This is a genomic window from Pseudarthrobacter sp. NKDBFgelt (genome assembly GCF_046097905.1).
In the GTDB taxonomy this organism is placed as follows: domain Bacteria; phylum Actinomycetota; class Actinomycetes; order Actinomycetales; family Micrococcaceae; genus Arthrobacter; species Arthrobacter polychromogenes.
Window position 1 is genome coordinate 1 of sequence record NZ_JBJURL010000028.1, and the last position, 12627, is coordinate 12627.

12 protein-coding genes are annotated in these 12627 nt (G+C 66.7%); 10 read left to right on the forward strand and 2 right to left on the reverse strand.

All coding sequences use genetic code 11. The annotated features are described in order from the left end of the window. Window positions 1–640: 640 nt before the first annotated feature. Window positions 641–1606, reverse strand: a complete 966-nt coding sequence (locus ACKAE7_RS09495) for a hypothetical protein (RefSeq protein ID WP_408979020.1) — start codon at window positions 1604–1606, stop codon at window positions 641–643. On the opposite strand from ACKAE7_RS09495, the gene ACKAE7_RS09500 reads away from it, so the two are divergent. The 10 genes from ACKAE7_RS09500 to ACKAE7_RS09545 all read left to right on the forward strand — a co-directional run bounded on the left by ACKAE7_RS09500 (window position 1559) and on the right by ACKAE7_RS09545 (window position 11397). Continuing rightward, complete coding sequence (locus tag ACKAE7_RS09500) at window positions 1559–2425, forward strand: hypothetical protein (RefSeq protein WP_408979021.1); 867 nt, start codon at window positions 1559–1561, stop codon at window positions 2423–2425. The two genes, ACKAE7_RS09495 and ACKAE7_RS09500, sit on opposite strands and share 48 nt — an antisense overlap. 3 nt (window positions 2426–2428) lie before the next feature. Then, a complete protein-coding gene (locus ACKAE7_RS09505; protein WP_408979022.1) occupies window positions 2429–3418 on the forward strand; it encodes an HAD-IIA family hydrolase in 990 nt (329 codons plus the stop codon). Window positions 3419–3427: 9 nt separating this feature from the next. Next, window positions 3428–3679, forward strand: coding sequence for a hypothetical protein (locus tag ACKAE7_RS09510; RefSeq protein ID WP_188813332.1), 252 nt, complete (start codon window positions 3428–3430; stop codon window positions 3677–3679). Continuing rightward, window positions 3679–4494, forward strand: coding sequence for a TlyA family RNA methyltransferase (locus tag ACKAE7_RS09515; RefSeq protein ID WP_408979023.1), 816 nt, complete (start codon window positions 3679–3681; stop codon window positions 4492–4494). Before ACKAE7_RS09510 ends, ACKAE7_RS09515 begins: the two co-directional genes overlap by 1 nt. A gap of 13 nt (window positions 4495–4507) precedes the next feature. After that, on the forward strand, window positions 4508–5533 hold the full coding sequence (locus ACKAE7_RS09520) for an NAD kinase (RefSeq protein ID WP_188813328.1): 1026 nt from the start codon (window positions 4508–4510) through the stop codon (window positions 5531–5533). A gap of 4 nt (window positions 5534–5537) precedes the next feature. Beyond that, window positions 5538–7277 (forward strand): DNA repair protein RecN, encoded by a 1740-nt coding sequence (gene recN / locus ACKAE7_RS09525; protein WP_188813326.1) that lies wholly within the window; start codon window positions 5538–5540, stop codon window positions 7275–7277. Window positions 7278–7400: 123 nt separating this feature from the next. Then, window positions 7401–9170: a CTP synthase gene (locus tag ACKAE7_RS09530; RefSeq protein ID WP_104188822.1), complete on the forward strand. Its 1770-nt coding sequence runs from the start codon at window positions 7401–7403 to the stop codon at window positions 9168–9170. 24 nt (window positions 9171–9194) lie between these two features. Beyond that, window positions 9195–9857, forward strand: a complete 663-nt coding sequence (locus ACKAE7_RS09535; protein WP_408979024.1) for an NUDIX domain-containing protein — start codon at window positions 9195–9197, stop codon at window positions 9855–9857. After that, entirely contained in the window at window positions 9857–10915 is a 1059-nt protein-coding gene (gene xerD, locus ACKAE7_RS09540) for a site-specific tyrosine recombinase XerD (RefSeq protein ID WP_408979025.1), read from the forward strand. Before ACKAE7_RS09535 ends, xerD begins: the two co-directional genes overlap by 1 nt. Window positions 10916–10917: 2 nt before the next feature. Next, complete coding sequence (locus ACKAE7_RS09545; protein ID WP_408979026.1) at window positions 10918–11397, forward strand: 8-oxo-dGTP diphosphatase; 480 nt, start codon at window positions 10918–10920, stop codon at window positions 11395–11397. A gap of 90 nt (window positions 11398–11487) precedes the next feature. Here the strand turns inward: ACKAE7_RS09545 and ACKAE7_RS09550 are convergent, their stop codons facing one another. Further along, window positions 11488–12627: a bifunctional 2-methylcitrate synthase/citrate synthase gene (locus ACKAE7_RS09550; protein ID WP_190613940.1), complete on the reverse strand. Its 1140-nt coding sequence runs from the start codon at window positions 12625–12627 to the stop codon at window positions 11488–11490.

Consider the following 12627-nt stretch of genomic DNA (forward strand, 5'->3'; position numbering starts at 1 on the left):
CGGAAGCTAAGACCCACAGCGCCGATGGTACTGCACCCGGGAGGGTGTGGGAGAGTAGGTCACCGCCGGACACACACTAAAAAAGGTCGAGGCCCCAACCACTAATGGTTGGGGCCTCCCACATTTAACACACACCCAAACCCTCTCGCACCTAATGCACCCCTTCCCGGCATCCCCTTCCACCTTGTGCAGGCCCGGAACGGACCCTCTCGCACTTGATGCAGGCACCGGACGGACCCTCACCCACCTCATGCAGGCACCCGGGGCACCCTCTCTCAGTAGATGCCGCTTCCCGGACGATCCTCACCCACTTCCCCCAGCAATACCCCCCCCACCCCCCGCAACAAGTGAGAGAGCATCCCGACAAACCCCGCAACAAGTGAGAGAGCGTGTGAATATTCCCACGATGCGGCGTCCTGGGCTTCACCCGTGCTGCTCTGCGGGGCGGCTCCTCTAGAATTGATGAAGATGTACGGACTTCGAAGCGCTTGATTTCGGGTTGCGTAGGAAACGAAACACGGATACGAGCGGCTGCAGTTGCGCCAGTGGTCGGCTCATAACAGGAGGAATCCACATGGCTGAGCACAACGGCGGCAACCGCGGCGGAAATGACCGCGGCGGATTCCGCGGCAACAACAATTCAGGCGGGGATCCCAGGGGCTTCCGCGCCCGCGGCAACCGCGATGGCGGCGAGTCCTCCGGACGTCCCTCCGGCGGCGGTGAGCGTAAGCCTTTCGGTGACCGGGATCGGAAGCCTTTTGGTGATCGTCCGCGTCGTGACGGTGAGGGTGACCGTCGTGGTTTCGGTGGAGGGGAGCGTAAGCCGTTTGGCGACCGTGACCGCAAGCCGTATGGCGATCGTGACCAGAAGCCCTTTGGCGATCGTCCGCGTCGTGACGGTGAGGGTGATCGTCGTGGTTTCAGCGGCGGCGGGGAGCGTAAGCCGTTTGGTGACCGTGACCGCAAGCCGTATGGCGATCGTGACCAGAAGCCTTTTGGTGATCGTCCGCGTCGTGACGGTGAGGGTGATCGTCGTGGTTTCGGTGGAGGGGAGCGTAAGCCGTTTGGCGACCGTGACCGCAAGCCCTTCAGCGGCGGCGGGGAGCGTAAGCCGTTCGGTGACCATGACCGCAAGCCATACGGCGATCGTGACCGCAAGCCGTATGGCGATCGTGACCAGAAGCCCTTCGGTGATCGTCCGCGCCGTGACGGCGAGGGAGACCGCCGCGGCTTCGGCGGGGGAGAGAACCGGAAGCCGTTCGGTGACCGCAGCGACCGTCCCGGCCGCGGCGACCGCCAGGATCGCGCACCGCGCAGTTTCGATCGTGGCCCCAGCCGGGGAGATGCAGGTCCCCGTACCTTTGGCCGGGACCGCCCGGAAGACCGCCCTGTCCGCGAACCCAACGTCCGCGACCTCCGCAGCGCGAACCGTCCTGACCGGGAGAGGTCTCCGCAGATCGATGAGGACGTCACCGGCAAGGAACTCGACCGTGCCACCCAGCACCAGATCAAAACGCTCGAAGCAAAGAGCGCGGAATGGGTTGCCCGCCACCTTGTGATGGCCGGCCGGCTCATCGATGAAGAACCGGAGCTCGCCTTCCAGCACGCCCTCGCTGCAAGCCGCCGCGGCGGCAGGCTGGCCGCCGTCCGCGAAGCCGTAGGCCTGACCGCCTACGCCGCAGGCCATTACGGCGAAGCCCTCCGCGAATTCCGCACCTACCGCCGCATCAGCGGTTCCAACGTCCACCTTCCGGTCATGGCTGACTGCGAGCGTGGACTGGGACGCCCTGACCGCGCTCTTGACGTGGCCAGGTCCGAGGAAGCCCAGGACCTGGATGCGCCCGGCAAGGCGGAACTCGCCATTGTGGCAGCAGGTGCCAGGACCGACCTGGGGCAGCTGGACGCGGCGGTAGCCGAACTCGAGATCCCTCAGCTGGACATCAACCGGGCGTTCTCCTACAGCCCCCGGCTGTTCCGTGCGTACGCCGACGCCCTCGCCGGCGTGGACCGCGACGCTGAAGCCGAGAAGTGGCGGAAGCAGGCCGTGGTTGCCGAAAACGCGCTGGGCCAGGGCGTAGACGAAGAGCCCGACATCATTGACCTCGGCTGGGACGAGGAGGAGGAGGCAAAGGAGGAAGCTGAGCGCCGCCGCCTGCTCGACCGCGCATCACAGGCATCCGACGCTGCCCCCAAAGCCGCACCCAACGCCGGCGCCGCAGCCGCGCCCGCCCACGCTGCAGACCCGCAGGACGCCAGCATCGATGACCAGGAAGCGGACTACTTCGTTTCCGACGACGCCGAGTCGGACGAGGATTCGGTGGAACGGGACGAGCTGGAGTCCCCTGAAGCCCCGGAAAGCGGCGCTGCCGACGAACACGACTCCTCTGCGGAGTATCAGGACCAGCAGGACCGCCGGGAAGACTGACGAATGACCGACGTTCCCCTGATCTCCCTGTTCGATGCACTCCTGGCGGACCTGGACGGAGTGGTTTACGCCGGTCCGCACGCCATTCCGGGTGCCGTTGAATCGCTGAAGCAGCTCGCCGGCATTGGCGTAGGCCTGGGATACGTGACCAACAACGCGTCGCGCTCCCCGGGCCAGGTTGCCGCCCACCTCCGCGAGCTCGGGGCGCCCGCCGAAGACAACCAGGTGGTGAGCTCCTCACAGGCCGCCGCGGATCTGCTCGCGTCCCTGCTGGCACCCGGCTCCCGGATCCTCATCACGGGCAGCCCCGCCCTCGCCGCCGAGATCGAACTCGTTGGGCTGGTGCCCGTGTACAGCCAGGACGAGGGCCCGGTGGCGGTGGTCCAGGGCTTCAACCCCGAGATCGGGTGGAAAGACCTGGCCGAAGCCACGTACGTGGTCAACGCCGGAGCCCTGTGGGTGGCCACGAACACGGACATGTCCATACCGCAGGCCCGCGGCATCGCGCCCGGAAACGGAACGCTGGTCTCGGCCGTGGCAGCCGCAACAGGGCAGACACCCCGCGTGGCCGGCAAACCCGAGGCACCGCTCTTCCACTCCGCAGCCAAGCGTCTCGGGGCAGAACGCCCGCTGGTGGTGGGGGACCGGCTGGACACCGATATCCTCGGCGGAAACAACGCCGGCTTCGCCACCGTGGCGGTACTGACCGGCGTCGACACCCTCCAGACCATTCTGGCCGCCCGCGCCGCGGAACGCCCGGACTACATCATCAGCAACCTGGCGGACCTGCACCGGCCGTATCCGGAAATGACGCACCACGACGGCACGTATGCCTGTGGCGCGGCCACGGCGCGTGTGGCCAACGGTGCGGTGGGCATTATTGGCAGCCAAGACAGCCTGGACTCCTGGCGCGCCGCGTGCGCAGCATGGTGGGCGGCGACGCCGGACGCCTCCACCCCCCAGGCGCCCGAGCTGGTGTGGCTGGATCACTAGACTGGTGGAATGACTGAGCTGACCGAACCGGAATATGCAGCAGCCCAGCCATCCCCGGACTGGCCCGGCATCAGCGATGCGGGAGTGGCGGATCCCGTGGTGGCACAGGCGCTGGGCCGGCTGGAGGCACTGCCGCAGGTCCCGGTGTCCGACCATGAAAACGTCTACAACGAACTCCACGACGAACTGCTGGCCGCGCTTAACAGCGTTCCCGGCAACAGCGCGCCCATGAGTGTTGATCCGACGGACGGTGCCGCCTGATGCCTGTACGCCTCGACCAGGCTTTGGTGGCCCGCGGGCTTGCAAGGTCCCGGACACACGCAGCCGCCTTGATTGCCGAAGGCAAAGTCACCTCAGCAGGACAGGTCCTGGCCAAGGCGTCCCTCCAGGTGGACGAGGACAGGCCCCTGGACGTCGACCATGACGAGCGGGACACCTACGTCAGCCGGGCCGGACACAAACTTGCGGGCGCGCTTGACGCTTTTCCCGGCATCACACCGGACGGCAAAAGGTGCCTCGACGCCGGTGCCTCCACCGGCGGCTTCACCGACGTCCTGCTGCGGCGCGGTGCCGCACACGTGGTGGCGGTCGACGTCGGGCACGGCCAGCTGGTGCAGCGGCTGCGGGAAGATCCCCGCGTGGACGTCCACGAGGGATTGAACGTCCGGTACATGTCGCCCGCCGATATCGGGGGCACCGCGGAACTCACCGTGGCAGACCTGTCCTTCATCTCCCTCACCCTGGTGGTCCAGCCGCTGGCACTGTGCACCAAACCCGGCGGGGACCTGGTGCTGATGGTGAAGCCGCAGTTCGAGATCGGCAAGGACAGGCTGGGACGGACAGGAGTGGTCACTTCCGAGCGGGAACGCCGCCTCGCGGTGGAAAAAGTGGCCAGGGCAGCGCTCGACGCCGGGCTGGACTTGTGTGGCCTGGCGGTCAGTCCGCTGCCGGGCCAGGACGGAAACGTTGAATACTTCCTGTGGATAAAACGCAGGATCAGCCAAGACTTGCCTAAGATCGAAGAGCGGGAGGCAGCGGCTGCTGCCTTGCTCGGACGAATCTGGCCGAACCACTAGAGAGCGGAACCTGATGAGCAGGCGTGTACTGGTCCTCGCCCATACCGGCCGCGAGGACTCGCTGAAGGCCGCCTGGGAGGCGTGCGCCCTCCTGCACGCCTCGGGGATCGTGCCGGTCATGCAGGAATCCGAACTTGCAGACATGGAACGGTTCTTCGGACACCTGGCCCAGCCCGTGGAGGTCCTCCACGACCATGTCCAGCTTCCAGACGTTGAACTGGTGATGGTCCTGGGCGGCGACGGCACCATCCTGCGCGCCGCTGAACTGGTCCGGGAAGTGGACGTGCCGCTGCTGGGCGTCAACCTTGGCCATGTGGGCTTCCTGGCCGAAAGCGAGCGGGCGGACCTCGCCCAGACCGTCGAATGGATCGCCAGCCGCGAGTACACTGTGGAAGAGCGGATGACCATCGATGTCCAGGTATGGGTCCGCGGCCAGAAGATCTGGCACACCTGGGCGCTGAACGAAGCCGCCATCGAGAAAGCCAACCGCGAACGCATGCTCGAGGTTGTGACCGAAGTGGACGAGCGTCCCCTCACGTCCTTTGGCTGCGACGGCATCGTCCTGGCCACCCCCACCGGCTCCACGGCGTACGGCTTTTCGGCCGGCGGTCCCGTGGTCTGGCCCGAGGTGGAGGCACTGGTCATCGTTCCCATCAGTGCCCACGCGCTCTTCGCCAAGCCGCTGGTGGTCTCGCCCCGTTCCAGGCTGGCCGTGGAGGTCCTCGGTCGGACGGATGCCCAAGGCGTCCTGTGGTGTGATGGCAGGCGCTCCGTGGATTTGCCGCCGGGCGCCCGGGTGGAAGTCACAAAATCCGCCACCCCCGTGCGGCTGGCCCGCACCCACCAGACGCCGTTTTCGGCCCGTCTGGTCCGCAAGTTCGAGCTGCCGATCCACGGCTGGCGGGGACCGGTACCCAAGGCGGACGCCATCCACACCGGCCCCATACCCATCGTCCGGACACCGCGGCCCATGCCTCCGCTCCAGGTGCCCCAGTCGGACCAGCCGGGCGATGACAACGATCCCACCACCGCAAAGTGAAGCCATGCTTGAAGAACTGAGAATCCGCGATCTTGGCGTTATCACCGACGCAACGCTGCCGCTCGGGCCGGGCCTGAGCGTGGTGACCGGCGAGACCGGCGCCGGCAAGACCATGGTGGTCACCGCCGTCGGCCTGCTCCTGGGCGCGCGCTCGGATGCCGGAGCCGTCAGGAGCGGCGCGAAGAGCGCCACGGCCGAGGCAGTGCTGAAGCTCGACGCCGGCCATCCCGCGATTGCCAGGGCAGTGGAGGCAGGGGCGGATACGGAAGAGGTCGACGGCGGCGCGGAGCTGATCCTTGCCCGTCGCCTTGGCTCCGACGGCCGCAGCCGTGCCTTCCTGGGCGGCAGGGCCGCGCCGGTAGGCGTCCTGGCCGAAATCGGCGAGACCCTGGTGGTGGTCCACGGCCAGTCGGACCAGATCCGGCTCAAGGGAGCGGCCGCCCAGCGGGGCGCCCTGGACAAGTTCGCCGGTGAATCGCTGGCCGGTCCGCTGGCCGCCTACCAGGCCCTATACAATCACTGGAAGTCCAGCCAGGCCGAGCTGGACAGCCTCCGCAGCGCTGCGCGTGACAGGCTGCGTGAGGCCGAATCCCTGCAGAGCGCCCTCGCCGAAATCGATGAGGTTGATCCGCAGCCGGGGGAGGACGAAGTCCTCAAAGCCGAAGCGGTGAAGCTGGCCAACGTCGAGGAGCTTCGCATCGCCGCGAGCACAGCCCACCAGGCGCTCATCGCCGAGGACTTCGGTGAAGAGGGGGACGCCACCACCCTGGTTGACGCTGCCAAGCGGACGCTGGAGCATGTGGCCGAGCATGATGCCGAGCTGGGGTCTGCCGCCGCGCGCCTGGCCGAAGTGGGCTTCTTGCTGAACGACATCGCCACCGAGCTGGCCAGCTACCAGGCCGGGCTGGATACGGAAGGACCCGAACGGCTCGCGGAGATCGAGGACCGCCGGGCCGTGCTGGCCAAACTGGTCCGCAAATACGCTCCCACCATCGACGAGGTGTTGGTCTGGGCGGAGAACGCCCGCGTGCGCTTCGATGAACTGCAGGACGATTCCACCCGGATCGAAAAGCTGGACGCCGAAGTGGTCCAGGCGGAGGCCGACCTGACGAAGCAGGCTGCGGCCATCAGCAAGATCAGGGCCAAGGCCGCGAAGGACCTGTCAGCCCGGGTCAGCGCGGAGTTGAAGGCGCTGGCCATGGCTGATGCCACTTTGGTCATCAATCTCGAGCCCGGTGGCCAGCTGGGGCCGCACGGCGCGGACGAAATTAGCTTCCTGCTGCAGCCGCACTCCGGAGCCCCCGCCCGGCCCCTCGGCAAAGGCGCCTCCGGCGGTGAACTGTCCCGCGTCATGCTCGCCATCGAGGTGGTGCTGGCAGCCGTGGACCCGGTCCCGACGTTCGTCTTCGACGAGGTGGACGCCGGCGTGGGTGGCCGTGCCGCCGTCGAAATCGGCCGCAGGCTCGCCATGCTGGCCCGCCACGTCCAGGTGCTGGTAGTCACCCACCTGCCGCAGGTAGCCGCCTTCGCGGACCAGCACATCACCGTCACCAAGACCTCCGTCCGGGGAGCCGACGGCGGAACGGCCACCGGGTTCACGTCCAGTGATGTCCGCCTCCTCGACGGTCCCGAAAGGGTCCGCGAACTGGCCCGCATGCTGGCCGGACAGGAGGATTCAGAGTCGGCGCAGGCCCACGCCCGGGAGCTGCTGGACGACGCGAAACTGCTGCCCCAGCGGGCCTGAAAGCGGGCCCGGGCGGGTTCCGGCCGGGCTTTGTGTGCAGGCTGCCCCTTGAACGGCGGCCGGCACACGGGCAAACTTGGACGTTTGGGGAACACTGCCGGCGATCCGTGGAAGGCTCAAATGATGATAGGCTCGAATTCCGTGGTGCAGCGATCAAATTCCCGTGTAAATTCCCGGTTCCCGGGCTCATCCAAGACGACCAAACACATCTTCGTAACCGGTGGTGTGGCGTCCTCGCTCGGTAAGGGACTGACGGCATCAAGCCTCGGTCACCTGCTGCGCGCACGCGGCCTGTCTGTGACTATGCAGAAGCTCGATCCGTACCTGAACGTGGATCCGGGCACCATGAACCCCTTCCAGCACGGCGAGGTCTTCGTCACCGACGACGGTGCCGAGACGGACCTGGACATCGGACACTACGAGCGCTTCCTGGACGAAAACCTGGAAGGTTCAGCGAACGTGACCACGGGACAGGTGTACTCAACAGTCATCGCCAAGGAGCGCCGCGGCGAGTACCTCGGCGACACCGTCCAGGTCATCCCGCACATCACCGATGAGATCAAGCGCCGCATGCGCCTGCCGGCCGAGGGCAAGAACGCCCCGGACGTCATCATCACCGAAATCGGCGGCACCGTGGGCGACATCGAATCCCAGCCGTTCCTCGAATCGGCCCGCCAGGTGCGCCAGGACATTGGCCGCACCAACGTGTTTTTCCTCCACGTCTCCCTCGTCCCGTACATCGGGCCGTCCCAGGAGCTGAAGACCAAGCCCACCCAGCACTCCGTCGCAGCCCTGCGGTCCATCGGTATCCAGCCCGAGGCTATCGTTATCCGCTCGGACCGCGAAGTGCCCGAAGCCATGCGGGAAAAGATCGGCCGGATGTGCGACGTCGACATCGATGCCGTGGTGAACGCCGCCGATGCCCCCAGCATCTACGACATCCCCAAGACCCTCCACACGCAGGGCCTGGACTCGTACATCGTGCGTGCCCTGGACCTGCCCTTCAAGGACGTGGACTGGACCAGCTGGGACAAGCTGCTCGAAGCCGTACACAACCCCAAGCACGAGGTTGAGATCGCGCTGGTGGGCAAGTACATTGACCTGCCCGACGCCTACCTGTCCGTGACAGAGGCCCTGCGCGCCGGCGGCTTCGCCAACGACACCAAGGTCAAAATCCGCTGGGTCCCGTCTGACGAATGCGAAACCCTCGAAGGCGCCATCAAGGCGCTCGACGGCGTCGACGCCATCTGCGTTCCCGGCGGCTTCGGCATCCGCGGGCTTGAAGGCAAGCTCGGCGCCCTGAAGTTCGCCCGCGAAACCAAACTGCCGGTCCTGGGACTCTGCCTGGGCCTGCAGTGCATGGTCATCGAATACGCCCGCAACGTGGTGGGCCTCGAAGGCGCTTCGTCCAGCGAGTTCGAGCCCGACTCGAAGTACCCCGTCATTGCCACCATGGAAGAGCAGCTGGAGTTCGTCGAAGGCGGCGGCGACCTCGGCGGCACCATGCGCCTGGGCCTCTACGAAGCAAAGCTCGACGCCGGATCCGTCATCGCTGAAACGTACGGCAAGACCACCGTCAGCGAACGCCACCGCCACCGCTATGAGGTCAACAACAAGTACCGCGACCAGATCGCAGCCGAAGGCCTGGTCTTCTCCGGCACGTCCCCGGACGGCAAGCTCGTTGAATTCGTCGAACTGCCTGCGGACGTCCACCCGTACTATGTGGCCACCCAGGCGCACCCTGAGCTGAGCTCACGCCCCACCCGGCCGCACCCGCTGTTCGCCGGCCTGGTCAAGGCAGCCCTGAAGCACCAGGAGGGCCCCGACACGGCCGCCACCGCGGATGCCGGCGCTGCCGACGCCCTGCAGTCCGGTACGGTAGCCGCTAAGTAGTTCCAACAGAAAAAGGACGGCGCGATGCCCGGTACACCTGAAGCCACCCCTGCTGCGAAGCAGGTTTCGGATGCACCGAGCCCGCGCCGTCTTTTGTCTACGGAGAAGGTCTACGAAGGCCGGATCTGGGACGTGGTCAGCGACAGCTTCCAGCTGCAGGAGACCGGCGAGGCACTCACCCGCGACTACATCGACCATCCCGGTGCGGTGGCCGTCCTGCCCATGAACGCTGCCGGCGAGATCCTCCTTCTCAGGCAGTACCGCCATCCGGTGGGCATGGATCTCTGGGAGATTCCCGCCGGCCTGCTGGACGTTGAGGGTGAGGACTTCGTGGTGGGGGCCGCCCGCGAACTGGCCGAGGAAGCGGACCTCGCTGCGGGTACCTGGAATGTCCTGGCGGACTTTTTCAATTCCCCGGGCTCCTCCAGCGAGGCCATCAGGATCTACCTGGCCCGGGACCTCGCAGACATACCCCATCACGAACGCCACGAACGGACGGATGAGGAAGCCGAGATCGAATTCCACTGGATCAGCCTGGACGACGCCGTGGACTCCGTCCTGGCCGGCCGGCTCCACAACCCGTCCGCCGTCGTCGGAATCCTGGCCGCCGCTGCCGCACGCGCCAGCGGATTTGAGGGGCTCCGTCCCGCGGACGCACCCTGGCCTGCGCACCCCAGCCAGCGCTGATGGTGCCTCTCCCCTCCACAGAACTGGCCGCCGCAGGGCCGGCTGTCGCCAACGCAACCCCGGCTGTCGCCGAGGCAGCCCGGGCAGAGCCGGTCAAGGATGCCGCCGCCCCGCCCACCCCGCCCACGCCCATCGACCGCGGCATCACCGACTACCTGCAGCACATGGGAGTGGAGCGCGGCCTGGCGGCCAACACCCTCTCCGCCTACCGGCGGGATCTCACCCGGTATGCCCGGTACCTCTCCGCGGGCGGCTGCACGCGGCCGGAGGATATTACCCGCCACCACGTCACGGGATACGTCCGGGCGCTGGCTGACGGGTCCGACGGCGGTTCCACGCTGGGCGTCAGGTCCGCCGCCAGGACCGTGGTGGCCGTCCGCGGACTCCACAAGTTCTGGGCTTTGGAAGGCTTCACGCCCACGGACCCCGCCAGCGAAGTCCACCCGCCCATGCCCGGCAAACGGCTGCCGAAGGCCATCAGCGTGGACGAAGTCACGCGGATCCTCGAGGCGGCTGGTACGGACACGGCTACGGGGCTGCGCGACCGGGCCCTCCTGGAATTCCTGTACTCCACCGGAGCGAGGATCAGTGAAGCCGTGGGCCTGGACGTTGACGACATCTCATTGGATGCTGAGGCGTCCGGCCCGGCCATCGTGCGGCTCTTCGGCAAGGGTTCCAAAGAACGGCTGGTGCCCCTTGGCTCCTACGGTGCCAGGGCCCTGGAAGCGTATTTGGTGCGGGGCCGGCCCCTGCTGGCAGCCAAGGGAAAAGGCACGCCGGCGCTGTTCCTGAACGCCCGCGGCGGCCGGATCAGCCGGCAGAGCGCCTGGACCATCCTGAAGGCGGCGGCCGAAAAGGCGAACATCACCAAGGACGTTTCCCCCCACACCCTCCGGCACTCCTTTGCCACCCACCTGCTCGAAGGCGGAGCGGACGTCCGTGTGGTCCAGGAGTTGCTGGGCCACGCCTCGGTGACCACCACGCAGGTGTACACCCTGGTCACGGCCGATACCCTGCGGGAGATCTACGCCGCCGCGCATCCCCGGGCGCTGGGCTGAGCATGGCTGCCGCGGTTGCCCTGTGTTTCCTGCTCCGCGAGGTTGACGGCGTGCCCCAGGTGCTGCTGGGTCTGAAGAAGACGGGCTTTGGGCGCGGAAAGATCGTTGGCATCGGCGGCCACGTGGAACCGGGCGAGAGCGACGCGGAGGCCGCGATCCGCGAGGTGCGGGAGGAAGCTGACGTCGGGCTCCGCCATGAGGACCTTCGGGACGCTGGGGTCATCCGGTTCGTGTTCCCTGCCAAGCCGGAGTGGGACATGCGCACGCGGCTGTTCACAGCGCTGCGCTGGGACGGCGAGCCCACGGAAAGCGTTGAGATCGCCCCCGCCTGGTTTGATACCGCCACCCTGCCTGTGGAGCGGATGTGGCAGGATGCCGACCACTGGCTGCCGGTGGTGCTGGAAGGCGGGAAGGTCAACATCGTTGTGACCATGGACAACGACAACGAGGCCGTCGCCTCCTCCGAAAGCCTGCTTTTCTGAAACTTCGGGAAAACGACGGCGGCCCGGCCCCTCAAAGTGACCTGGCCGCCGTCGCGCCTTCAGGCCGTGGTGCCTTATCCGGCAGCAGCCCTAAGGCAGGTGCCGTTCCTCCGGGCCAACGTATTCGCTCAGCGGACGGATCAGCGAGTTCGAGTCCAACTGCTCCATGATGTGCGCTGTCCAGCCCGTGATCCGGCTGGCGACGAACAGGGGAGTGAACGTCTCGGTGTCGAAGCCCATCAGGTGGTAGGTGGGCCCTGCCGGGTAGTCGAGGTTGGGCTTGATGGCCTTGGCCTCGTCCATGGCAGTCTCGAGTCCCTGGTACAAGCCCAGGAGTTCCGGCCTGCCATAGTGCGCAATCATCTTGTCCAGGGCCGCCTTCATGGTGGGCACCCGGGAGTCGCCGTGCTTGTACACCCGGTGTCCGAACCCCATCACCTTCTTTTTGTTGGCCAGGGCGTCCTCCATCCAGGCCTTGGCGCGCGCTGCCGCTTCTTCCAGCGATTCCTCCGGCCGGATGCCGATCTCATCGAAGGTATGCATAACGGCCTCGTTCGCACCTCCATGCAGCGGGCCTTTCAGGGCCCCGATGGCTCCCGTGACCGCTGAATGCAGGTCCGAAAGAGTGGAGGTGATGACCCGCGCCGTGAAGGTCGAGGCGTTAAAACTGTGTTCGGCGTAAAGGATCATGGAAACGTTGAAGGCCTCCACCACTTCCGGCACCTGTTCCTCACCGAAGGCCATCCACAGGAAGTTGGCCGAGTAGCCCAGGTCGTCACGGGGCGCAATGGCGGTTTGCCCGTGCCTGCGCCGCTGGTCATAGGCCACCACGGCCGGCATCGCTGCGAACAGGTCCACGGCCTTTGCCATGTTGGCTTCCCGCGATGAGTCCTCCGCCAACGGATGCCTGGCACCCATGACGGAGGCTGCCGTCCGGCAGACATCCATCGGGTGGGCGCTGGTGGGCAGGGCATCGATTACCTGCTTGACCACCGGGTCCAGGGCCCGCCCGGCGCGTTCCCGCGCAGTGAATTCGGACAGCTGGTCCGCGGTGGGCAGCTCCCCGTTCCAGAGCAGATACGCGACTTCCTCAAAGCTGCACCGTGCCGCGAGCTCCTGGACCGGGTAGCCGCGGTACAGCAGCGAGTTGGTGTCCGGGTTGACCTTCGAGACGGACGTGTAGTCCACTACGACGCCGGCGAGACCTTTTTTAATGTCCTGTTCAGCCAT